Source organism: Aurantiacibacter gangjinensis (assembly GCF_001886695.1).
Taxonomy (GTDB): Bacteria; Pseudomonadota; Alphaproteobacteria; order Sphingomonadales; family Sphingomonadaceae; genus Alteraurantiacibacter; species Alteraurantiacibacter gangjinensis.
In genome coordinates this window covers 34,789-58,111 of record NZ_CP018097.1, presented here as the reverse complement: position 1 = coordinate 58,111, position 23,323 = coordinate 34,789, and the positions used below count along the sequence as shown (strand labels likewise).

Sequence of the window (23,323 nt, the reverse complement as noted above, 5' to 3'; positions counted from 1 at the left end):
GACGGTCTAAAGGCGATTGCTGATCCGATAGCGATCCCGCTGCGCCGCAGCTTTTGCCTTTGCTTCCTCGATTGCTTCAGTTTCTGTGGAGTCGAGCAGATATTGCAGCACCCGGCCAAGATGATCGCGCATGGCGGATCGGGCCGCTGCGGGATCCCTCGACCGCAAGGCTTCTACGATGGCGCGATGCTCGTCGATTACAGGCTTGTGTCCTTTTGTCCGAGACTTTTCGAACGCCAGAATGCACTGGGGCGACCTGTTGCGCGCAGTCCAGAGATGTTGGACGGCTGATTGCATGGCGCTGTTGTGCGTGCATCCTGCCAAAAAGGCGTGGAAACGCTCGTCGACCATTTCGCCCGCACCGGCCCCGGACTTGTTAGCGGCTTCCATTTCGTCGACCAGCTTTTCGAGTTCAGCGACTTCATCATCGGTAATGTTGCTCGCGGCAAGCGCGGCGGCCTCGCCCTCGATGAGCAAGCGGGCTTCAGTAAGCTCGAACGCGCCGATATCCTGCTCTACGCCTTCATTCGTTGGCGTCCGGCTGATGACATAAACACCCGATCCCAGGCGAACCTCGACCTGTCCCTCGATCTCCAGCGCAATAATGGCTTCACGCACCGTCGGCCGGCTCACCTCGAACATGGATGCCAATTCCCGCTCGGCGGGCAGACGATCTCCGGGTTGAAACTTTCCGGAGATGATCATGCGCGAGATTTTTTCGGCGAGCGTTTGGTATAAACGCGTGCCGGTTCGTGACGGGCTTGAGCTCATGATGCAAATTAGCCCTTCCGTACCGGCATTTGCAAGCGGCAGGATCATCGTTCCCACGCTGCCTTGCCGCGTGACGGGAAATGGGCGTTGCGATAGGACTTCATCTATCGGATTGCCGCGACGACTTTACGTCAAGCATTTGACCGCTCGTTGAGGATTGTCCTTTGCTCAGGCGTTCTAATCGGGCAGCGTCCCGGACGAACCTTGCCCTACCATATACACATGCGTCTCGAGGCCCAATGACCGACACCAAATTCGACATCGTCTTGTACGGCGCGACCAGCTTTGTCGGCCAGATCGTCGCGCGCTACATGCATGAACAGTTTTCCGATGGCTCGGTTAGCTGGGCTATCGCTGCGCGCTCGAAATCGAAGATGGAGGATGTCGCCGCCGAAATCGGGATGTCCGATATCGAAATGATTGTAGCGGATGCGCGTGACGAGGCGGCGCTTGCGGCCATGTGCGCGCGGGCGAAGGTCGTCATCTCGACGGTCGGGCCATATGCGCTTTACGGCGATACGCTGGTGAAGGTCTGTGCCGAGAGCGGTACGCATTATTGCGACCTGACCGGCGAACCGCACTGGATTGCCAAGATGCTTGGGCAGCACGAGGCGAAGGCGAAGCAGACGGGCGCGCGCATCGTGCATTGCTGCGGGTTCGATTCCATCCCCTCAGACCTCGGCGTTCATTTCCTGCAATCCCAAGCCAAGGCCAGTCATGGCGAAGCGTGCGAGCGGATCGACATGCGCGTGATGCGCGCCAAGGGCGGGGCATCGGGGGGCACGGTCGCCAGCATGATCGAAATGGTGAAGGAAGCGTCGGGCAATAAGGAGCTGCAGCGCCAGCTGAAAAACCCTTACAGCCTTTGCCCGCCCGACCATGACTTTTCGGTCCGCCAGCCCAGCGTCGGCCTTTCTTTCGACGAGCGGGTGAATAGCTGGATCGCACCGTTCATCATGGCGGCGATCAATACCCGCATCGTCCATCGCTCCAACGCGCTGAGCGGAAATGCCTATGGCACCACCTTCAAATACGAGGAGGCTATGGCGACGGGGCGGGGCGGCAGGGGCAAGCGTTGTGCGCGGCTGACGAAATGGGGGCTGGGGGCGCTGACGGTCGGGCTGGCCGTGCCGCCGACGCGCTGGCTGCTGGAGAACGTGTTTCTCCCGAAACCGGGGGAAGGGCCGAGCCCTGAGGAGCAGCGCAATGGCATGTTCGACATGCTGTTCATCGGTACTACCGACTCGGGCAAGGAGGTGCGCTGCCGTGTCACCGGCGACCGTGATCCGGGCTATGGTTCGACGGCGAAAATGCTGGCCCAAGCCGCTGCTTGCCTAGCTCAGGATGTGCCGGACGAGATACCGGGCGGGTTCTGGACGCCTGCCACATTATTGGGAGACAAGCTGGTGCAGCGCCTGCAGGCGCATTCCGGCCTGACCTTCGCGGTTGAGAGCGTGCGCTGACATTGCCTCTTGAAATGTCTTGTCTTTACAAGTCGTCGCGAACGTGAGCTTTCCGAATTGACACCGACAACTAGTTCGTTCGCTAGCCTCGACATTCAATCTAATGGTCTTTAGTGCAATCGATGCCACTGCGCGCAGTGCTGCATTATCACGCATCACGGTTGTGTTCTCAGACTATTCCGACAAAGGTTTTGGACGATTTTCGAACAGCGAACTCTTACCCGGTGCAGACAGGCTCGATAGAAATCGTAATGGCCAACTTAAACCGCGGCCTCACGCCGTCTAATGAGCTTTATCAACTTCCGCGCAGATCGCTTTTTTACAAATCTACAAGTGGAGACTTGGTTAGATGTGTTCGCAGAACGCTCACCTGAAGTATAGGCCAGAGATCGATGGTCTGCGGGCGCTAGCGGTATTGCCAGTAGTGCTCTTTCACGCGCATGTTCCAGGGTTTTCTGGAGGTTTCGTTGGCGTAGATATCTTCTTCGTCATCTCAGGCTTTCTCATAACCTCCATTGTGGCTGAAGAGATCAATGACGGGCGCTTTTCACTTGTCCGTTTTTACGAGCGGCGAATTCGTCGGATCGTGCCAGCGCTCGTCTTGGTGTCAATAGCATGTCTGCCTTTTGCGTGGGCATGGATGTTGCCGGAAGAGTTTGCTGACTTTGGACTCAGTCTCATTGCCGTCAATCTATTCGTCTCAAATATTTTGTTTTGGCAGGAGGCTAGCTACTTCGGTAATGCTGCGGAGTTTAAGCCAATGCTACATACGTGGACATTGGCGGTGGAAGAACAGTTCTACATATTTTTTCCGTTGCTTTTGATCCTCTTGAGAAAAGCCTCACGACGATTGACAGCGGGGGTTATATTCTTTGGCATCGTGGTTAGCTGTGCGCTCGCGCAATGGGCGACTTGGGCGTCTCCTGTCGCCGGGTTCTACTTATTGCCGACTCGAGCGTTCGAATTGGGAATTGGAGCATTTATCTATCTGACTGTCGGTGCCAAACCCATCACGTGTGGCGACCGGCTTGCCGAATTAGGAAGTCTCTTAGGGCTGAGCGCGATCGTTGGTTCTATAGTCCTTATGACTAAGACTACTCCCTTTCCCAGCGTTTGGACGTTAATTCCGACCGTCGGAGCGTCATTGATCATCATATTCTGTCGCGAAGGCACATGGGTGTGGCGGCTGTTGACGATCCGATTTGTGGTGCTGATCGGACTAGTCAGCTACAGCTTTTACCTTTGGCACCAACCTCTCTTCGCTTTTGCACGGATAAGGTTAGCAGGTGACGTGCCAGAATGGCTTTTCTTTACTCTTTCTTTAGTAAGCCTAATGCTGGCTTATCTATCATGGCGATATGTCGAGGCGCCTTTTCGACGTCGAGCAAGTTCCAGTGATTTACACTTCTCTCGCAGGCAGATTTTCGCTGGCGCTATAATCTCCGCTGCTGCATTGATAGGCTTCGGAGGTTTAGCGGTTGCTACCCATGGACTGCCGCAAAGAGCGGCCGATCCCACGGTTGCCGCGCTTCTTTCAGATCGCTTACGTCCAAATCATGGACTGGCATCTGTATGCTCACAGTTTCAGCCCGACAATCCACAGTGCCGGACTTCTGGCGAACCTACAGTTGCAGTATGGGGAGACTCATTTGCCATGCACAACGTGGTCGCGCTGATAGAAACTCTTCCGTCGAACGAATCAATCATCCAGATCACGCAACAGGTTTGCGGTCCGATCCTAGCCACCGCTCCCTTACAGGCTCCGACCTATACCGAAACCTTTGCGCAGATGTGCGTCGCGCGAAACGATCGCGCCCTCGAGACAATAGAAAGCTATCCATCGATACGGACAGTGGTGCTCGCTTCGCCGCTCAGAACCTATTTTGAGCAAGGCTTCTATGTAAATGATCGCTTAGTTCCGCCTAACAGAGAAATTCTTGCCTCACAGATCATTGCGACAATGGATGTGATCGAGGCGACAGGGCGTAAAGCCGTGTTTATCGAGCCCCCGCCACGCGATGGTAGTGACATGGGCAGCTGTCTTGCGCGTGCTACATGGTTTGGTGAGGAACTCGCTACTTGCAATATCAGCAGCGTCGCGAGCGCCGCTTATGACCGTCAGGTCACCGATGTGATTGATATGATTGAAGATCATCACGATGTAATTCGCACACGTGACGCCTTGTGCGACTCCCAGGTTTGTACCGTATCACGCGGGGATACCTTCTTCTATCGCGACGCATCTCATCTCTCGGTCGAGGGATCCAGAGAGTTGGGGCGTATGCTTAATCTTGGGGAGCGCGTGATCGCAGATTCCGGTTCTCGTGCGGAGACCGAGGACGCGCAGTAGCGATTGCTTAGCTGCGGGCTTTGTGTTTAATAGCCCTGCAATATCATCATCGCACAGGATATTGCATGATCCGCAAAATCGCTTTTTCGTTTGCCGCTGCCAGCCTCGTCTCTGCCACGCCTGCCGCTGCCTGGGGGCCGACCGGCCACCGCGTCAGCGCCGATATTGCCGCCGAGAATATCGACGGGCGCACCCGCGCCGAGATCGAGGCGATCATGGGCCATGAAGGCCTGCCCGAAGGCAGCACCTGGCCGGACGAGCAGCGATCCAATCCCGAGGCATTCTGGCAGGAAGAGGCAGGGCCGTTCCACTACGTAACGCTGCCCGATGGCGTGTCGGCGGAGCAGCTGGAGCACCCGCCCGAGGGCGATGCCGCCACCGCGCTGGAGCGTTTCACCGCGGTGTTGCGAGACGATGCGGCCACGCGCGAGGACAAGCAGCGCGCCTTGCGCTTTGTCGTGCACCTCGTGTCCGACCTGCACATGCCGTTGCATGTCGGTAACGGCACGGATCGCGGCGGCAACGATGTGGTCGTAGACTGGTTCGACGAGCGCACCAATTTGCACTGGGTGTGGGATGAGGGGATGATCCTGCGCCAGCACCTCTCATTCACTGAATATTCCGAACGCCTGCAGCAACGCATTACGCCAGAGCAGACCATCGCCTGGTGGGATGCCGATCCGGTGACATGGATGGATGAAAGCGCCGAACTGCGCGATCAGGTCTATCCGGAATACGGCCGGGAAACAGGTTTCGGTACGCGCGACATCCCCGTGATCCTGCGCTATGACTATCATTGGCGGTGGATGCCGACGGTCGAGCATCGCCTCGCGCAATCGGGCATCAGGCTGGCTGCCTATCTTGACTGGGTGTTCGCCGACGAAGGCTGACGGCAGCCTGCCGCAACCCCCGCCGATACGACATTTGAAAGGGTTTTATGACGACCACGGTCGACAAGATCGATGCCATTCTGGATGAGCTTGAGGCGCTGTACGATGCCTCCTGCAAGAACCTCACCGATGCACTGGCGCGCTTTGCCAGCGAGCGCGTCACGCCCGACAGCGCGGCGCGTGAGGGCGGCATGTTTGCCTACCCCCAGCTGACCGTGCGCTATCAGAATGACGAGAACCAGCACTACCCGGCGCGTGCCTATGCGCGGCTCAACCAGACCGGCAGCTACAGTTCCTCTATCGCCAATCCCAAGCTGTTCCGCCCGTACCTGAAAGAGCAGCTGACGCATCTGGTGCGCGATTATCCGGTCGAGGTGGAAACCGGCTTGTCTTCGGACGAAATCCCCTACCAGTACGTGCTCGACAGTTCGGCGCTCGATATCCAGGCGATCAACAGTGCCGAGCTGACGCGCCATTTTCCATCCAGCGACCTCGTAAAGATCGGGGACGAAGTGGCCGACGGCGCGTGGTTCAGCGACGATCCGGATCACCGCCCGCTGGCATTGTTCGATGCGTTGCGCACCGATTTCAGCCTGGCGCGGCTGCGGCATTATTCCGGCACGCCGGCGGAGCATTTCCAGCGCTACGTGCTGTTCACGAACTATATCCGCTACGTTGAGGAATTCATCGATTATGCGCTGGCCGAGCTTGTTGATCCCGGCAGCCGGTACGAGAGCTTTTCCGCACCCGGCGTGCATTTGACGAAGGACGATCTGGAAAACGCCCGCGCGCGCGTGGTGGCGGGCACGTGGCGCAAGCACCAGATGCCAGCCTATCACCTCACCGCGAAGGATGGCAGCGGGGTCACGCTCGTCAATATCGGCGTCGGTCCGTCCAATGCGAAGACGATCTGCGACCACATTGCCGTGTTGCGACCTGAAGTGTGGCTGATGATCGGCCATTGCGGCGGACTGCGCCCCAGCCAGACCATCGGCGACTATGTGCTCGCCCACGCCTATCTGCGCGACGACAACGTGCTGGACAATGCCATCCCGCCGGAAATCCCGATCCCGCCGATTGCCGAAGTGCAGACGGCCATGTTCGATGCGGCGCTGAACGTGACGGGCGATAGCGAGGACGAGCTGAAAAGCCGCCTGCGCACCGGCACTGTCGTGACCACGGACGACCGCAACTGGGAATTGCACTACACACGCTCCGCCTTGCGCTTCAACCAGAGCCGCGCGGTCGCGATCGACATGGAATCCGCCACCGTCGCGGCACAGGGCTACCGCTTCCGCGTGCCCTACGGCACCCTGCTATGCGTGTCGGACAAGCCGCTGCATGGCGAAATCAAGCTGCCCGGGCAGGCGAACAGTTTCTACGAACGCTCGGTCAGCCAGCATTTGCGCATCGGCATCGAGACGCTGGCGTTACTGAACGAGCAAGAAGGCGACTTCCACAGCCGCAAGCTGCGCAGCTTCGACGAGCCGCCGCTTCGGTAATTCTGCGCTAGATATCCGCGTCAATACCGCGCACGCGGCCACAGACGGGCACTTGCAAGGGCGCGGAGGCGGCATAGGCTTCCAGCCAGTCCAGATCGACGCCAAAATTCGCCAGCACGGGCGCTTCGGTGAAGACGGAGAACCCGTCGCCGCCGCCCTGCAGGAAGTTATTGGTGACGATCACATAGCTGTCTTCAGGCACAATCGGTTCGCCGTCGAGAAGGGCGCTAGTCACGCGCTCGCCCGCAGGCTGCGAAAGGTCGAAAGCGTAGCGAAAGTTGGCGGACGGGATCAGCGCGCTGTCGCATCGCCCCACCACGCCGCCTTCTTCGCAAACTTGCTGCTCCAGCAGCCGTAGCACTTGCTCGCCGGAGAAGCGCTGCGCCATGAGCGTGTTAGAGAATGGGGCCATCGCGGCCAGCTCGCCATAGGTCAGCACACCGTCATCCGCGCTGGAAAGATCGGCGCGCACACCGCCCGAATTGACGAGCGCGAAATCGACCTCCGTCTCGTCTGCGGCGCTGTTGGCCGCGAACAGATAGCTGTCGGCCAGAAAGCCTTGTGCGGGCGTGTCCCCGCAGTCGGGCCCGAAAACCTGCTCGCCCGCAATCGTGCCGACCGCGCGGTTCGCGACCGGCCCGACCGCCTCGGCATAGCGGGCGACGATGGCTCCCGCCTCGGCATCGTCGCCATGGCGAGCATCCACCGGGATGTTCTCGCCCGAGAGCGTGGTGATGCGGCCCGCCTCGCGATCGAATGTCAGCGCAATGTCGGTGACGAAAGCGCCATACCGCCCGGCAGATGTCAGGATGCGCGGTGCGCCGTCCGCGCTATCGACCCGGCAGACATAGGAATTGTGGGTGTGACCCGATGCCACCACCGAAATGCTGGCATTGAGCTGCTCCACGATTGGAACGAGCGGGCCGCTGAGCTGCGGACATGCACCGAGCGTATGGCGCTGCGGGCCGTAAGCGCCTTCATGGATGATAAGCACCACCGTATCGGCGCCGCGCGCCGTCAGGTCGGCGGCGAGCGCGTTTGCCGTCTGCGCTTCGTCCAAGAATGCATATCCGGCGGTGGCGCTATCGGCGACGAGGTTGGGCGTGTCTTTGAGGGTCAGCCCGATAAAGCCGACCTGCATCCCGCCAATGTCGCGCATGCTGGTGCCAGGGAAAAAGGTTTCGCCATTCTCACCCACCACATTGCCGGCGAGATACTGGAAGTCCGCGCCGCCATAGGGTTCGACCGCGCAAGGCTGGCGCGCAGTGTATTGCTCGCAGCCACCATCCTGAATGCGTCGTAGTTCCTGCGTGCCGCGGTCGAATTCGTGATTGCCGACCGAAGCGATGTCGAGCCCGGCGACATTGAGTGCTGCGATGGTAGGCTCATCGAGGAATAGGGCGGAGATAAGCGGGCTAGCCCCGATCAAATCGCCTGCCGCGATAGTGACGCTGTTTTCCTCGCGGAGGGCAGAGAGCGTTGCGGCCAGCTGTGCTGCGCCGCCGAGACGGGCCTCTCGCAGGTCGTCGCCATCGAGAAAGCTTTCGGGCCGCGCAGGCAGTTCGAGATGACCGTGAAAATCGTTGAGCGCCAGTATCTGGAATTCCACCGGAGCAGAGGCGCTTTCCGGCAAATCGGCATGGACGCATCCGGCAAGTGCGGTTCCGGTGGCGAGGGCAGCGAGCAGTCTGGTATTCATGACCGCTGCCATAACCACATTCGCGTGACAAAAAAACGGCGGCGTTCCGAAGAACGCCGCCGCCTTTTTTCATCGTTATGATCGCTTCGGATCAGAACTCGTAGCGAACGCCGAACTGGATCTTCCAGATCGAGGCAGAGCTGCTGACGAAGTTCTCATCGTCCGGGTTGAAGCGGTCGATGATGTAACGGCCCTGGTCATCCACACGGCCACGCACCAGCGGAACCGTCTGGTCACCGCCGCCGCGACGACGGAACACGTTTGCGCGGTCGTCGATGGCGTTGAGGAAGTTGTCGAAGTCGACAAACAGCTCCACGCGGTCTTCGGCAATGCCTGCCAGCGAGGCGAGGAACGGCAGTTCCTGGCTCAGGCGGAAGTCCATGTCGAAATACCAGTTGTTTTCGCAGGTGTTACGACGGATCGTTTCACCCGGCGTGAAGTCGCAGGTTTCTGCACCGTCGCCGAAGCGAAGGTAGCTCAGTAGGCTATCGACAGCTGCCGGATCGCTGAGCGGCGACAGGTTCGGATCGTCCAGACCTGTTGGGATGTAGAGCAGCGCATTGTCGTTACCCGACGAGCTATCTGCAAACACACCACCGCCATCGAAAGTCAGGCTGTACGGACGGCCGGCACGAGCCGCGAAGAACACGCCCAGGCGGGTCGCGTAATCCTCGAAGAACTCCTCACGCAGCGACACCGCAGCGGTGAAGTTGTGGCGCGTTTCGTAGTTGGAGGTGCTGATGGCCGGGTTCTGGCGATCGAACGCTGCCGAACGGTCGAAGGACGACGTTGCCGTCGAGCTGCCGACATTGCGGTTGTTCGAGCTGTCCGTCCAGGCATAGCCGAAGCGGACGAAGGTGCTGCCGCCCGGTGTGAACACGCCGCCATCGAACCGCTTGGACAGCAGGATCGAAGCCGTGTGGCTGTTGTAGGACGGGCCGTTGGTCAGCTGGATTTCATCGTCACGACCAACGAACTGCACGCGGTCACGACGGTCCAGGATCGGATCGCCAGCGGCATCTTCCAAGCGGAAACAGGCCGAGCTCACGTTTTCGTAGGTAGGCGGCGTGCCGCCCGTGCCCACCAGTGTCGCGTTACAGAACGGGTTGGTCGGGTCGATGGCTGCCAGGATCGGACGACCGTCTACGGTAAAGCCATTGATACCTTCGAGAATGTTCGGCGTCTGCGACAGATCGACGAAGTTCAGCGTGTCGACATAGCGGCTGTAGATGTAATCCAGGTTCATCCGCCAGTCGCTGAAGAAGCCACCCGGCGTGCCCACATCGGTCGCGATGCCGAGGTTGGCACGCCACACGCTGGGGATCTGGAAGTCCGGATCGGTCGATTGCGTATCGGCCAGGCCGCGCTCGGCAGTTTCCGCACCGGAGTCGATGACACACTGCGGGAAGCCGGTGAACGAGCCGTTCTGCACGACGTCGGTAGGCCGCGTGTCGCAGAACACCGAAGTGCCGAGGCCGGTCGAGAAGCCATTATTCGAGAAAGCGTTCGAGAAGTACACGATCGGATCGCCACCGGCGAAACGACCGACACCGCCGGTGATGGAGGTGTTCGAGAAGAAGCCTTCATTGTCCAGCTCGTAGGTAGCAGCAAGACGCGGCAGGATCAGCGGATCAAGATCGCTGAAGGAGAACGCGTTGCTGAAACCGTAGCGGTCGATGAAGTTGGGGTTCTCGCGCGGGGCGTCGCCTTCGTAGAACTGGACACGCACACCGGCGGTCAGATTCAGAAGGTCGGTCGCCTGCCACTCGTCCTGGGCATAGATCGACCAGATGCGGCGACCGAAAGCGGCTGCTGCATTGTTGATGTCGCCGCCCGGGGCCGCATTGATATCGGCACCGTAGGCTTCGCCTTCGACAACTTCATCGGCATTCGGGAAGAACTCGAAGCCCTGCGACAGGATGCCGGCTTCGAAATCGTCGAGATTGGAGAAGTAGAGCGAACCGGTCGCGTTGATGGCGAACAGGTTGAACACTTCAAGGTCGTTGACTTCGGCGCCCAGCTTTACCTGGTGATCGTCGAGGTTCAGGTTCACCTGGAAACGAGCCTGGTCGATGCGAGTGTTGAGCTGGTTGGCCGAACGGGAGATACCCGGGCCGGTGCTGAGCACGCCATTGTCGAAAATGCGCGCGCCATTATCGTCGAAGAGCGGGTTGCCATCCTCGTCGAAGGCAGGCTGCGATACGCCGACGACAAGGCGCGGGATCGGATTGTCGGACTGGGCTTCACCGCCGCCGACGGGGCCCTGCTGGTCGTCGACTTCGGCGCGGCTCAGGCGGATTTCCGTGCTGATTACGTCCGACCACTGGCCGAAATAGCGCAGCGAATAATAGTTGGAGATGGTGCCTTCGTCCTCAAAGGAGTTCAGGCCGGTGAGGTTGCTGCCGCCGAAATCGCTTTCCACATTTGTTTCTTCGAGGCGCTGATAGGTCGCTTCCAGGCGGTGGTCGTCCGTGATGTAGGCATCCAAACGGCCGAAATAGCGAACCGAGGCCTCAGCAAGTGTGCTGGGATAGGGGCCGGTTTCCTGGCCGTACACGTCGCGCGCAATCTGCGAGAAGCGGTTGAACTGGTCGAGATCGACGAAGTCTGCCTCGTTAGGCAGGTTCGAACCGATGGGGCCGAAATCGTTTGCATCGCCAAGGTCGGTTTCTTCATAGCCCGCGTAGAAGAACAGGCGATCGGGAATGATCGGGCCGCCAAGAGTCGCACCCCAGCGCAGCTCTTCGAACTCGTCGACCGAGAAATCGTCTCCGGCGATGGAATCGCCGCGCATGCCGCTATCGCGGTAGTTGAAGAAGGCGGTGCCGGTGAAGCGGTTGGAGCCGGACTTCGTCACGACGTTGACAAGACAGCCGGTGAAGTCGGAATATTCAACGTCGAACGGCGCGAACTCGACCGAGGTCTCGCCGATTACGTCGAAAGGCAGCGGCAGGGCGTTACGCGCGGCGAACGGGGTGCCGTTCAGGCCGAACACGTCGGCCTGCACGATGCCGTCGACGGTAAAGGTGTTGCCGCGGTCGTTACCGCCGAGGCAGGAGATGCGATCGACTTCGTTGTCGCGGTCGAGGCTGACGCGCGGGTCGATGCGGATCACATCGCGAATGTCGCGCGTAATGGAAGGGAAGTCTTCCAGCGTATCGGCGCCGAAAGCGAGGCCCGGGCCGACGGCAAGCTGCTGCACATTGGCGCGCGCCGCGGTCACAACGATGAAGTTCTCCGACCCTGCGGTCGCGCCGCCGGCCAGTTCGAACGTGTAAGCCGTGTTGCCCGAAATGGTAATGAACTGGTTCTCGACCGACTGGCCTTCAAAGCCGGGAGCCGTCACGGTGACGGTGTACGGACCGCCCGAGGGCAGGTTTTCGACGCGGAACGAACCGTCCGAATCGACATCGGTGGTACGCACGCTGTCGGTACGCGTGTCGGTGACGGTAACGCTGGCACCGGAAACGGCGTTGCCGTTGGTGTCGGTGACATTGCCCTGAATGCCCGAGGTGATCTGCTGTGCCTGTGCGGCCTGCGGCAGCATGGCAGCGGTAGCGAGGCTCGCGACGCTTGCCGCGAGAAGATACCGGATTTGCATGGTCCCAATTCCTATCTGGATAGCTGGAGAGTGGAGGGTGATACGATCAATGGCCGCCCCATAAGCCGACCAATGGGTCAGATAAATGACACTACGGTCAGTTATGACCTGTATGTGACCGAAACCGGCCTGTTTCCGCGACAACCGTTGCTGCGATGCAACACGAATCCCGATGCATCGTGGAACAGCATTGGAACATGCTTTCGCGACGGGGCGCTCGCAGCCCCTGAAGCGAATCAGGCGAGGCCGATTTCGCGCAGGCGTTGTTGCAGGAAATCCTCTGCCAGGATCGGCTCGGGCGGCGTCTCGCCCTCCGACACGCATTGCTCCAGCGCCTCGATCCGGAAATCGGGGCGGAAATGCAGGAAGAACGGCATGGAATAACGCGAGCGGCGCGCAGCCTCGCCCGCCGGATTGACGACGCGGTGCGTGGTGGAACGCAAGCGGCCATTGGTCAGCCGCTCCAGCATGTCGCCCACGTTGACCGCCAACGCACCCTTGGGCGGCGATACGGGCACCCAATTGCCTTGCTTGTCGAGCAGTTCCAGCCCGGCTTCCTCGGCCCCCAACAGAAGCGTGATGGTATTGATATCGCCATGCGCGGCGGCACGGATCGCGCCCTCAGGCGCGGCGTCGCCTAGCGGCGGGTAATGCAGCAGCCGCATCACCGAATTGCCATCCTCCACCGGAGAGGTGAAATAGTCCTCCGGCTGGCCGAGATGGATGGCGATGGCGCGCAGCACCTTGTCGCCGGTATTCTCGAACTCGGTAAACAGGCGCTCGAACACGTCGCGAAATTCGGGCAATTCAGCGGGCCAAACATTGGGCGGCATGAACCTGGCGAGCGGGTGGCCTTCGGGCAGCGCGCGCCCGACATGCCAGAACTCCTTGAGGTCATGCACTGCCGCATCCTTGGCGATCTCGGTGCCGAACGGCGTGTAGCCGCGCGCACCCGCGCTGCCCTCGATCTTGTAGGACCGCTTCACATCTTCGGGCAATTCGAAGAACGCCTTCGCCAGTTCTTCCGCCCGGTCGATCAAATCTTGCGGGATGGTATGGTTGCGCACGATGGCAAAGCCGTATTCGGCAAAGCTGCGGCCAAGCTCGTCGGCAATGTCGCCAAGCGGGCGGGCAAGCGAGATGGAAGCGATGTCGGTCATGCAGGCGCTCTTACAGGGGAAGGACGAGGCCCGCTAGCGCAGCGCTCATCAGGTTTGCAAGCGAACCGGCTGCCAGCGCGCGCAGGCCCAGCTTGGCGATGACCGGGCGCTGGTTGGGCGCGAGCCCGCCCGTTACCGCCATCTGGATGGCGATGGAGCTGAAATTGGCAAAGCCGCACAGCGCGAAAGTGATGATGGCCGTCGTGCGCGCGGAGAAGGTCCCATCCTCCAGCCCGCCAAGCTCGATAAAGGCGACGAATTCGTTGAGCACGATCTTGGTGCCGAACAGGCCGCCCGCGACCCCTGCCTGGTCCCACGGCACACCGATCAGGAACATGACCGGCGCGAATACCCAGCCGAGGATTTGCTGGAAGGTCAGTTCGCCATAGCCGAACCAGCCGCCAATGCCGCCAAGGATGCCGTTGGCCAGTGCCACCAGCGCCACGAAGGTCAGCACCATAGCGCCTACGGCAACGGCCAGCTTCACGCCGGTCTGCGTGCCTTGCGCGGCCGCTTCGATCACATTGGCGGGCTTGTGACCTTCCTCGAAAGTCTGCGCAGCTTCCACTTCGTGCGGAATGCCGCTTTCGGTGATGGCCGCGGGGCCTTCGGCGCTGATGCGCGCTTCTGACAGCGTGACGTCGGCCATTTCGGCGGCGTCGCGGGCGAGATCGCTTTCATCGTCGGGCATGATGATCTTGGCCATCAGGATACCGCCAGGCGCGGACATGAAAGCCGCTGCCAGCAGGACCGGGACGAGATCGTCACCGATGAAACTCGCATAGGCGGCGAGGATCGTACCTGCCACGCCTGCCATGCCCACACACATCAGCGTGAACAGGCGGCTGGGGCTCAGCGCGGCCAGATAGGGGCGCACTACCAGCGGGCTTTCCGACTGGCCGACAAAGATGTTCGCCGCACTGCCCAGCGCTTCCACCTTGCTGATGCCGGTGATCCAGCCGATCGCGCCTCCCACCCAGCGCACCAGCCGCTGCATGATGCCCCAGTGATAGAGGATGGAGACGATGGCCGCGAAGAAGATGATGACCGGCAGGGCTGCAATCACGAAGGTGTTGGTGAAGGGGTTAGCATCCATCGGCCCGAACACGGCCTCGATCCCGACCTTGGAATAGTCGAGCAGCGCGATCACCCCGTCCGAGAGGAAAGAGATGGCAGCCACACCCCATGGCGTGCGCAGCACCAGAAGCGCCATCAATGCCTGCAATGCAAAGGCCGCACCTACCACGCGGAGCTTGATGCGTTTCTTCCCCGTCGAGAGGAGGAAGGCGATCAACAGGATGACGGCGATGCCGGCAAGCGAAACGATTTGGGGAGGCACGCGCGACTCCTAGGTACTGGTGATACGATCGGCGACAGGCTCTAGCGGCTGGAAACCGCCGCGCACAGCACCCCGGCGCGGTTGCTCCCAAATTTGTTGCAGATAACGCACGCTTCGAAGGGCGCGCGCCCTTTTCTTTCGGCAGCGGGCGGCATAGCCAACGGCATGACCGAACCTCTCTCCACCGACTCGTTCCCGCGCTCCCGCTTTGTCCTCACCATGCTGTATGGCGGCATGACGGTGATCGCAGGCGTGCTCGCCTTCAAGCAATTCGCCATCGGGCCTTTGAAAGTGGAGAGCGGCATCCTAGCCTTTCTGCTCTTGGTCGTGATTTCCAGCGTCACCGCGCAGCTGCACGGCAAGAGAGCGGCGGACCAGATGGTGCTGTGGGGCTTTATGCCGCTGGCATTCTCCATCGTGCTAATCTGGCTGGTGCTGGCGTTGCCGCCATCGCCGGACATGCCGCTGGAAAATCTGAGTGCCTTTGAGACGGTGCATGCGCAAACGCCGCGCATCATGGCGGCAGGGCCGGTAGCTTACGGTGTGTCGTTATTCCTCAATGTGTGGATTTTCGACAAGCTGCGCGGGAACGCGCCTGCCGATGGCAGCGGCGGACTGTGGCTGATGACGCGCGGCGCTATTGCCTCGGCCATCAGCCAGGCGGTCGACACGCTGATCTTCATCACGCTGGCATTCTACGGCGAGTTTCCGATCGGCGACCTGCTGATCGGGCAGGCCATTGCCAAGATCGTGCTCAGCTTCGTGCTGGTGCCTTTCCTGATTGCGGGCGCGCTCGCGATAGCGCGGCGGCTGGACGCGCCGAAGGTGGCAGCATGACCGATCCGCTGATTGCGCAGGCGCTGGACGCGCGAGAACGGGCCTATGCCAAATATTCCGAGTTTCATGTCGGCTGCGCCATCGAGGGCGCGGATGGCACGGTGGTGCAGGGCGCCAATGTGGAGAATGTGTGCTACCGGCTGGGCGTGTGCGCAGAGCAATCGGCTCTCAGCGCAGCGCAGATCGCGTTCGGCATCGCCAATGTGCGTCGCATCGCCGTGGTCGGCGGCTTTGTCGATGCATCAAAGCAGGATGGCACGGCGGTGATGCCGTGCGGCGGGTGTCGTCAGGCCATTGCCGAAGCTGCCCGCGAGGCGGGGCACGACATCGCGATCGTCTGCGCCGACCATGCGGGCGAGAACGCGGTCGAAACCACAATCAGCGCGCTCTTGCCGCACGGCTTCGATTTCTAGCGCGCTACTCGCCGCCGCTCGATAGCAGGCGGAAGCCCCATGCGGGCAGGGTTACTGTATCGCCTGCATCCAGCACCACGGTCTCGTCGGAGCGGAATTCACGGTAGCTCCCGGCGGCAAGGCCGTCTGCCAGCGTCGCCTCGACCGGGTCGCCGGAGAAATTAAACAGGCCGACGACCTTGTTGCCTTCTTCCTGCCGGACCCATGCGAAAATTTCCTGCGGACGGTCTGTGACGACCTGCTGCATGCGTGCGCCCCAGCGGCCGTTTTCCAGCGCCGGGTTTGCATCGCGGAAGGCGATCAGGTCGACCAGCAGGTCGCCATAGGTGCAATCGGGGTTCTGGTCCCAATCGATGGGATCGCGCTCGAAGAACTCCAACCGCTTGGCGTTGCAGGCTTCCATGCCGTTATGGATTAGCGGGATGCCTTCACCGGTGAAGGCGAGGGCGGTCATGGCTTCCAGCCCGTCGCCGTAATTTTCGTAGAGCGTGCCTTCCCAGGCATTGGAATCGTGGTTCTCGATATAGGTCATCCGCATGACCTCGCGCGGCCACAGGCTTTCGTTCTCGGCATAATAGCCGAAGAAGCTGGTGGCGTTGCCGCGGCCTTGCGCGATGTCCTTGCTGGTGTGGTGCCAGTCCCACGCATAGGTCGCATCGAAGCTGGCGCGGTGATAGGCGGTTTCCTGCACCTCGCCGAGCATGAAGACGGGGCGGATCGCATCAAGGCGGCCGCGCATGGTCTCCCAGAAATCGACCGGCACATAGCCTGCCACGTCGGCGCGGTAGCCATCGACGCCGAATTCACGCACCCAGTATTCCATCGCCTCGCCCACGTGCTGGCGCACCCCGGGCTGCGACCAGTCGAGATCTATGATGTCGGACCAGTCCCACCAAGGGGTAGGGCGGAAATTGCCGTCCCAGGTTTTCTCGTACCAGTCGGGGTGATCGGTGGCGAGCTGGTTGTCCCACGCGGTGTGATTGGCGACGAGGTCGAGGATGACGTGAAAGCCCTGCGCGTGGGCGGCTTCCATGAAGCTGCGGAAGTCATCCTCCGTGCCGAATTCGGGGTTCACCGCATAATAGTCGCGCACCGAATAGGGGCTGCCCAGCGTGCCCTTGCGGTTGACCTGGCCGATGGGATGGATCGGCATCAGCCAGAGGATGTCGACGCCCATCTCGCGCAGGCGCGGCAGCTGCTCTTCAGCGGCGGCGAAAGTGCCCTCGGGCGTGAAATGACGCGTGTTGATCTGGTAGAGAACCGCGTCGCGGCTCCATTCCGGATTTTCGATCTGCACGAAGGATTGCGGCTGCCACGGATTGGCGGCAGCCTGTGTGTGATTGTCGGCCAGGGCAGGGGCGGCAATCGCCGCCAGCGCGACGGCGGAGGCGAGAAGGGACTTACGCATTGGCGGTTTCTCCGGGGACTTTCACACGGGTCATTGCAAGGGCGGCCAGCGTCCAGCTGGCGGCGGCAAACAGCATCGTCCAGATCGGCTCTTCGGGGAAGAAACGGACCATGATCGTCCCCATCACCGTCGCCACGAGCAGCTGCGGCACCACGATGAAGACGTTGAACAATCCCATGAAGATGCCGAGCTTGGCCTGCGGTAGGCTGCTGGCGAGGATGGCGTAGGGCATGGCGAGGATGCTGGCCCAGGCAATGCCTTTCAGGATTTCGCAGATGATCAGCAGGTTCGGGTCGCGCAGCACGAAGAAGCCGAGAAAGCCCAGCGCGCCCAACAACAGGCAAGTCATATGCGTGCGCGCCTTGCCGAGCTTGCGGCTCATCACCGGCAGCAGCGCCAGCGCGGCGACGGCGGCGACACCGTTCTGCACGGTGTAGATGAGGTTCCACCAGTTCGCGCCTTCATTATAGGCGTCGGTCGTCGGGTCCGCGCTGCCGAAGAAATATTGCGATACGATGGGGCCGGTATAGATCCACATGATGAACAGCGCCGACCAGCTGAAGAACTGGACCAGCGCCAGCTTCTTCATCGTGTCGGGCATGCCGGAAAAGTCGCCGACGATGCTGGAAAGCATGTTGGCAGGCTTGCCGTCTTTGGCCATCGAAATGGCGATGGAGGAGAGGACGCCGTAGGTGATCAGCAGCCCGGCCAGCAGGTAGATTTCCTGCTGCAACTCCATCGGTCGCACCGCCAGCGCGACGATCGCGCCGAAGCCGATCCATAATAGCGGTGTGGTAAAGCTCTTGTTTGCCAAAGCCTCGACGCCAGCGGATTGCTCCACCTCGCGGTCCGCCTCGAACGCAGCCATTTCCTCGGGTGAATATTCCTGCGTGGTGAACACCGTCCACATGATCGCACCGAACAGGGCCACGCCGCCGACCCAGAAGCTCCAGCGCACGGTGTCGGGTATCTGGCCATCCGCCGCGACATTGCTGACACCGAACTGGTCGAGCAGCCACGGGAAGATCGCCGCAACGACCGCGCCGGTGCCGATGAAAGCGGTCTGCACCGCGTAGCCCGTCGCGTGCTGCGACTTGTCGAGCATATCGCCCACGAATGCGCGGAACGGCTCCATCGCGACATTTAGGCTGGCATCGAGGATCCACAGTAGTGCAGCAGCAAACAGCAGCGGCGCGGCAAACGCCGGGGCCAGCGGCATGAGAAAGAGCGAGATCGCGGCCATGAATGCACCGGCCATGAAATAGGGGCGGCGGCGGCCGAAGCGGTTCCACGTCTTGTCGGAGAAATGGCCGATGATCGGCTGCACAATCAGGCCCGTCAGCGGCGCGGCGACCCACAGGATCGCCAGCTCGTTCATCTCCGCGCCCAGCATCTGGAAGATGCGGCTCATATTGCCGTTCTGCAGAACGAAGCCGATCTGGATGCCGAAGAAGCCGAAGCTCATATTGGCGAGCTTGCCCCACCCCATATGGGGCTTTTGTGCCGGATGCGCTGCGGGCGCTGCGCCCTGGACTGATGCCATGTCCCGTAATCCTCTTGCCCAATGTCTGCGGACGGTCTGTCGCCATCTCGCATCAATCGAACGAAGCTGGCACCAAAGCGGCGCGGCCTCAACACGTATACGAATGTATTTGTTGACTGCCGGCGCGATCAGCCGCCGCTGCTGGCGCGCACGATCAGCTTGGCGGGCAGGCGGTTGTCGGGCCTGTCGCGGCCCTCCACTTGCGCCAGCAAGGTCTCTACCAAGCGCTCGCCCGCGCTCTTGATGTCCTGCGAGATCGTGGTGAGCGGCGGGTTGGTGAGGCTGGCGGCAGGAATGTCGTCGAAGCCGACAACGGCCACATCGCCCGGCACGCTGCGCCCCGCTTCGGCAAGAGCGCGCATGGCGCCCATTGCGATCAGGTCGCTGGCGGCGAATATCGCATCGAAGCTCGCACCATCCGCCAGCAGGCGCTGCATGGCGGCATAGCCCGCCTCTTCCGTCGTGATGGCATCGGATTGCAGCACGCTCTCGATGGAAAGCCCGGCTTCCGCCATGGCCTGCAACAGTCCGCGATAGCGGCCGTCCAGTTCGGGGCAATCCTCGCCGATCTCGCCGAGGAAGGCGATGTTGCGCCGACCCAAACTCAGCAAGTGATCGCCGACCTGCCTGCCCGCGTCGACATTGTCCGATCCCACGGTAGGACCGTGCAGATCGCGGCTGACCGATCCCCAGCGGGCGTAATGCGTACCCTGTGCCTCCAGCTGCTCCAGCTTCTTGCGATAGGAACTGTACCCGCCATAGCCCAGCAGAATCAGCCCGTCGGCGCGGTGGCTGTCCTGATATTGCGCGTGCCAGTCATCCTCTTGCCTCTGGAAGGAAATCAGCAGGTCGAGCCCGCGATTGGCGCAGGCGCGGGTGATAGAGCCGAGCATGGACAGGAAAAACGGATTTATCATGCTCTCATCGGGGGTGGGATCCTCGAAGAAAAGCAGGGCAATGGTGTTGGAGCGCTGGGACCGCAGCGAGCTGGCGTTCTTGTCGACCGTGTAATTGAGATCGCGGGCGATTTGCTGGATGCGCGCGCGAGTTTTCTCGCTGACGGAACGGTCACCGCGCAGGGCACGGCTGACGGTCGGCTGGGAAACCCCGGCCAGATAGGCAATATCGAAACTGGTCGGGCGACCTGTTGGCGCGCGTCCCATTGCTCCTCCTGCGGCGCCTCTCCTCCAAGCACCGACCCGTCCTCATTATACGCTGGCTCCGGATTTGGAAACATGGGCCAAAGACACCTGCGCCGATTGCCGCGCGCCGTAGCAATAATGTCGCGCCGCACCTTTGATGACAGGGCTGCAACGGCCTGCGGCAAAAGTGCCACAATCGGGCGCTTCGCATAGATTGCGTATACGTATGCTGTCTTCCAACGCGCGCTATTTGACAAGTAGATGACAGCCAAGCGTCGCGGGAAAACGATAGTTCCAGGACGTGGATTGGAAGAGGACATGCTGACAGGCGATGCGTTCGCCGCCAGCTCATATGCCGGGGGACACCCACATGAATATCCGTAATTCGCTTCGCGCAGGTGCCAGCACGACTGCATTTGCCATCGCCGCGCTGACGCTGCCATCGGTCGCTTTCGCGCAGGACGCCGACGAACCCGACGCCCAGCAGGCCGAAACCGATGCCGACGATGAGGACGACAATGTCATCATCGTATCCGGCTTCCGCGCCTCGCTGGAGAGCGCAGTTTCGGAAAAGCGCGACAACGATGTAATCCTCGAATCGGTCACCGCGGAAGATATCGGCCGCCTGCCCGATGCCTCCATCGGTGAATCGATTGCCCGCCTACCTGGTGTGACGTCGCAGCGCCTGAATGGCCGCGCCAACGTCATCTCTATCCGCGGCCTCGGCCCCGATTTCTCGCAGACCATCTTGAACGGACGCGAGCAGACTTCCACCGGCGATAGCCGTTCGGTCGAATTCGACCAGTACCCCTCTGAAATCGTCAACCAGGTCGTCGTCTACAAGACGCCGGCAGCCAGCCTCGTGGGCCAGGGCCTTGTCGGCACGATCGACATCCGCACCATCCGCCCGCTGGAAGTGAACGAGAGTGTTCTCGCCATCGGCGGCCGCGTTTCCTACGCCGATCTCGGTGCGCTGAACGCCGGGTCCGATGATATTGGCTACCGTGCCAACGCTACTTTCGTGGATCAGTTCGCCGATGATACGGTGGGTGTAGCGCTGGCCGTTGCCTACACGAATGAGCCGTACCAGCTGCAGGAGTTCAACGCCTGGGGCTATGCCGGAAACGGCCAGCCGGGCAGCCCGTATGTCATCGGCGGCAACAAGAGCTTCGTGACCTCGACCGGTCTCGAGCGCATCGGCTTCAACGGTACGGTGCAGGCGGAGCTCTCGTCCAACCTCATGCTGACGGTTGATGGCTTCTATTCGAATTTCAGCGATGAGCAGTTCAAGCGCGGTATCGAGCTTCCGCTCGGTTTCGGTGGTGGTTTCGATGTCGATCCGTTCGACCCGTCGACCGGCACGGTGGACGGCGGCTTTGCGACATCGGGAGAATTTACAGACGTGCGGGGCGTAGTGCGCAACGACATCTTCGAGCGTGAGGCAGACCTCTATTCGGGCGGTGTCAACCTCGCTTGGGAAAACAATGACGGCTGGAGCGCGTTTCTCGATTTCGGTTACTCGCGCACCGATCGCAATGAGTTGAGCATCGAAAGCTATTCGGGCACCGGTTACAATGGCGACGGCTTCGACCCACAGGGCGATGGCACCAGCCCGTCAGATACGATTCGGTTCGTTTCGGACAGCGAAGGTACCAGCTTTGATCCGACCCTCGATTATTCCGACCCCAATCTTATCGTACTGACCGACCCACTGGGCTGGGGCGGTGATCCCGACGATGGTGGCCGTGTACAGGCCGGTTACTTCAACAATCGCATTATCGATGACGAGCTGTTCCAGTATCGCATCGGTGTCTCACGCGAGTTGTGGGGTTGGGTATCTGCCGTGCATGTCGGTTTTAACTACACCGACCGCGACAAGAGCCTGACGCCGGATGAGTTCTTCGTGCAGCCGGCGAATGGCGCCAGGGAAGTTCCGATCCCCAGCCAGTTCTTGCAGCGCTCGACCGATCTCGGCTATCTCGGCCTCGGTCCGATCGTAAGCTACGATGTCCGCGACATTATCGATGCCGGTGTGCTGACCCTTTCGCCGAACCTGTCGAACGACATTCCGGCGAAGGCCTATGCCATCGCGGAAGACCTCTACACCGGTTATTTCCAGTTCGATATCGAGCGTGACATCGGTGCCGGCATGATCACCGGTAACATCGGTGTGCAGGCGGTTTACACCGAGCAGGAATCGAGCGGTGTGGCCTTTGCTGCCGGACAGCAGGTCGATGTGGTGCTTGGGGATCGTTATTGGGATGTGCTGCCCAGCATGAACCTGAGCGTGCGTCTCGACAGCGACTGGGTGTTCCGTCTGGCCGCATCTCGCCAGATCCAGCGCGCCCGCCTCGACTCGCTGCGTTCGGCCATCGGTTATGGATTGAACAACAACCCGGCGGACAGCCCGACCGGCCAGATCCCGTTCATCAGCGGTGGGGGCGGCAACCCGACCCTGCGCCCGTATCGGGCAAACGCCATCGACTTCAATGTCGAGCGCTATTTCGGCGGCGGCTCGGGTGTGGTTGCGCTCCAGCTGTTCTACAAGGACATCGAGAACTACATCGCCAATGGTCGCACGGTGTTCAACTATGCCGGCTTCCCGCTGCCCGCAGGCCAGCCGCCTGCAACGCTGGTCGGTACGCTCGATGCGCCGGTCAACACCAGCGGCGGCGATTTCTACGGCGTCGAACTCTCCACCACGATCCCGTTCGACATCTTCACCAGCGCGCTGGAAGGGTTCGGCGTGACCGGCGGTGTGGGCTGGACCGAGACGAAAATCGAAGACTTTAACGGCAATATCGACGCGATCCCCGGCTATTCGGAATGGGTTGCTAACGGCACGGCCTATTACGAGCGCGGCGGTTTCAACATTCGCGGAAGCGTGCGCTATCGTAGCGAGTTCCTTGCCGATTTCTCGGGCTTCGGTGGCAACATCGTTCGCCGTGTGGCTCGCCCCGAAACCATCGTCGATGCTCAGATCGGTTACGAGTTCGAAGGCGGTGCGCTGGATGGCCTGAACATCTACCTCAACGGCTCGAACCTCACCAACACCCCGTTCGTGTCCGAATTTGATGTCGGTGATCCGCGCGCCGTGATCGATTATCAGGAATATGGCCGTCGGTTCCAGGCAGGTTTTACCTACCGTTTCTGACGGGTCGCAGACCGGCGGGGAGTTGCTCCTCCCTAATAAGCTCCCCGCCGG

General features: G+C 60.9%; 15 protein-coding genes. 7 read left to right on the top strand and 8 right to left on the bottom strand.

Features of this window, described 5'->3' with window-relative positions; genetic code table 11:
- Nucleotides 1-6: 6 nt before the first annotated feature.
- Nucleotides 7-819, bottom strand: coding sequence for a FadR/GntR family transcriptional regulator (locus tag BMF35_RS00240; protein ID WP_236781577.1), 813 nt, complete (start codon nt 817-819; stop codon nt 7-9).
- A 191-nt stretch (nt 820-1,010) separates the two neighbouring features.
- Between BMF35_RS00240 and BMF35_RS00235 the strand changes: the two genes are divergently transcribed.
- The 4 genes from BMF35_RS00235 (at nt 1,011) to BMF35_RS00220 (ending at nt 6,976) form a co-directional block, all read left to right on the top strand.
- Nucleotides 1,011-2,234 carry a saccharopine dehydrogenase family protein gene (locus tag BMF35_RS00235; protein WP_047006193.1) on the top strand — a complete coding sequence of 408 codons (1,224 nt, stop codon included), beginning with the start codon at nt 1,011-1,013 and terminating at the stop codon, nt 2,232-2,234.
- Between the two features lie 349 nt (nt 2,235-2,583).
- Nucleotides 2,584-4,584 (top strand): acyltransferase family protein, encoded by a 2,001-nt coding sequence (locus tag BMF35_RS00230; RefSeq protein WP_071961140.1) that lies wholly within the window; start codon nt 2,584-2,586, stop codon nt 4,582-4,584.
- Nucleotides 4,585-4,649: 65 nt separating this feature from the next.
- Complete coding sequence (locus BMF35_RS00225; RefSeq protein WP_047006192.1) at nt 4,650-5,474, top strand: S1/P1 nuclease; 825 nt, start codon at nt 4,650-4,652, stop codon at nt 5,472-5,474.
- 47 nt (nt 5,475-5,521) lie between these two features.
- Nucleotides 5,522-6,976 (top strand): AMP nucleosidase, encoded by a 1,455-nt coding sequence (locus tag BMF35_RS00220; RefSeq protein WP_047006191.1) that lies wholly within the window; start codon nt 5,522-5,524, stop codon nt 6,974-6,976.
- A gap of 7 nt (nt 6,977-6,983) precedes the next feature.
- Here the strand turns inward: BMF35_RS00220 and BMF35_RS00215 are convergent, their stop codons facing one another.
- From BMF35_RS00215 to BMF35_RS00200, 4 genes are all read right to left on the bottom strand, one after another.
- Nucleotides 6,984-8,675 (bottom strand): bifunctional metallophosphatase/5'-nucleotidase, encoded by a 1,692-nt coding sequence (locus tag BMF35_RS00215; RefSeq protein WP_047006588.1) that lies wholly within the window; start codon nt 8,673-8,675, stop codon nt 6,984-6,986.
- Between the two features lie 91 nt (nt 8,676-8,766).
- Nucleotides 8,767-12,276, bottom strand: coding sequence for a TonB-dependent receptor (locus tag BMF35_RS00210; RefSeq protein WP_047006190.1), 3,510 nt, complete (start codon nt 12,274-12,276; stop codon nt 8,767-8,769).
- Between the two features lie 236 nt (nt 12,277-12,512).
- Nucleotides 12,513-13,436 carry an isopenicillin N synthase family dioxygenase gene (locus BMF35_RS00205; protein WP_047006189.1) on the bottom strand — a complete coding sequence of 308 codons (924 nt, stop codon included), beginning with the start codon at nt 13,434-13,436 and terminating at the stop codon, nt 12,513-12,515.
- A 10-nt stretch (nt 13,437-13,446) separates the two neighbouring features.
- Complete coding sequence (locus BMF35_RS00200; RefSeq protein ID WP_047006188.1) at nt 13,447-14,775, bottom strand: NupC/NupG family nucleoside CNT transporter; 1,329 nt, start codon at nt 14,773-14,775, stop codon at nt 13,447-13,449.
- A 165-nt stretch (nt 14,776-14,940) separates the two neighbouring features.
- Here BMF35_RS00200 and BMF35_RS00195 point away from each other — a divergent pair, with 165 nt between their 5' ends.
- Both BMF35_RS00195 and BMF35_RS00190 read left to right on the top strand, forming a co-directional pair.
- Entirely contained in the window at nt 14,941-15,612 is a 672-nt protein-coding gene (locus BMF35_RS00195; protein ID WP_047006187.1) for a queuosine precursor transporter, read from the top strand.
- Nucleotides 15,609-16,025: a cytidine deaminase gene (locus BMF35_RS00190; RefSeq protein ID WP_047006186.1), complete on the top strand. Its 417-nt coding sequence runs from the start codon at nt 15,609-15,611 to the stop codon at nt 16,023-16,025. The genes BMF35_RS00195 and BMF35_RS00190 overlap by 4 nt, the downstream gene beginning before the upstream one ends.
- 4 nt (nt 16,026-16,029) lie before the next feature.
- Here the strand turns inward: BMF35_RS00190 and BMF35_RS00185 are convergent, their stop codons facing one another.
- From BMF35_RS00185 to BMF35_RS00175, 3 genes are all read right to left on the bottom strand, one after another.
- Nucleotides 16,030-17,433 (bottom strand): alpha-amylase family glycosyl hydrolase, encoded by a 1,404-nt coding sequence (locus BMF35_RS00185; RefSeq protein WP_047006185.1) that lies wholly within the window; start codon nt 17,431-17,433, stop codon nt 16,030-16,032.
- Nucleotides 17,426-18,976 carry an MFS transporter gene (locus BMF35_RS00180; protein ID WP_047006184.1) on the bottom strand — a complete coding sequence of 517 codons (1,551 nt, stop codon included), beginning with the start codon at nt 18,974-18,976 and terminating at the stop codon, nt 17,426-17,428. The genes BMF35_RS00185 and BMF35_RS00180 overlap by 8 nt, the downstream gene beginning before the upstream one ends.
- Before the next feature lie 128 nt (nt 18,977-19,104).
- Complete coding sequence (locus BMF35_RS00175; RefSeq protein WP_047006183.1) at nt 19,105-20,139, bottom strand: LacI family DNA-binding transcriptional regulator; 1,035 nt, start codon at nt 20,137-20,139, stop codon at nt 19,105-19,107.
- Between the two features lie 349 nt (nt 20,140-20,488).
- Between BMF35_RS00175 and BMF35_RS00170 the strand changes: the two genes are divergently transcribed.
- Complete coding sequence (locus tag BMF35_RS00170; RefSeq protein WP_047006182.1) at nt 20,489-23,272, top strand: TonB-dependent receptor; 2,784 nt, start codon at nt 20,489-20,491, stop codon at nt 23,270-23,272.
- The last annotated feature ends 51 nt before the right edge of the window (nt 23,273-23,323 follow it).

Excerpts from the sequence above, each read along its gene's own strand:
- BMF35_RS00240 (WP_236781577.1), bottom strand. The coding sequence starts at position 819 with ATGATCCTGCCGCTTGCAAATGCCGGTACGGAAGGGCTAATTTGCATC.
- BMF35_RS00235 (WP_047006193.1), top strand. The coding sequence starts at position 1,011 with ATGACCGACACCAAATTCGACATCGTCTTGTACGGCGCGACCAGCTTT.
- BMF35_RS00230 (WP_071961140.1), top strand. The coding sequence starts at position 2,584 with ATGTGTTCGCAGAACGCTCACCTGAAGTATAGGCCAGAGATCGATGGT.
- BMF35_RS00225 (WP_047006192.1), top strand. The coding sequence starts at position 4,650 with ATGATCCGCAAAATCGCTTTTTCGTTTGCCGCTGCCAGCCTCGTCTCT.
- BMF35_RS00220 (WP_047006191.1), top strand. The coding sequence starts at position 5,522 with ATGACGACCACGGTCGACAAGATCGATGCCATTCTGGATGAGCTTGAG.
- BMF35_RS00215 (WP_047006588.1), bottom strand. The coding sequence starts at position 8,675 with ATGAATACCAGACTGCTCGCTGCCCTCGCCACCGGAACCGCACTTGCC.
- BMF35_RS00210 (WP_047006190.1), bottom strand. The coding sequence starts at position 12,276 with ATGCAAATCCGGTATCTTCTCGCGGCAAGCGTCGCGAGCCTCGCTACC.
- BMF35_RS00205 (WP_047006189.1), bottom strand. The coding sequence starts at position 13,436 with ATGACCGACATCGCTTCCATCTCGCTTGCCCGCCCGCTTGGCGACATT.
- BMF35_RS00195 (WP_047006187.1), top strand. The coding sequence starts at position 14,941 with ATGACCGAACCTCTCTCCACCGACTCGTTCCCGCGCTCCCGCTTTGTC.
- BMF35_RS00190 (WP_047006186.1), top strand. The coding sequence starts at position 15,609 with ATGACCGATCCGCTGATTGCGCAGGCGCTGGACGCGCGAGAACGGGCC.
- BMF35_RS00185 (WP_047006185.1), bottom strand. The coding sequence starts at position 17,433 with ATGCGTAAGTCCCTTCTCGCCTCCGCCGTCGCGCTGGCGGCGATTGCC.
- BMF35_RS00180 (WP_047006184.1), bottom strand. The coding sequence starts at position 18,976 with ATGGCATCAGTCCAGGGCGCAGCGCCCGCAGCGCATCCGGCACAAAAG.
- BMF35_RS00175 (WP_047006183.1), bottom strand. The coding sequence starts at position 20,139 with ATGGGACGCGCGCCAACAGGTCGCCCGACCAGTTTCGATATTGCCTAT.
- BMF35_RS00170 (WP_047006182.1), top strand. The coding sequence starts at position 20,489 with ATGAATATCCGTAATTCGCTTCGCGCAGGTGCCAGCACGACTGCATTT.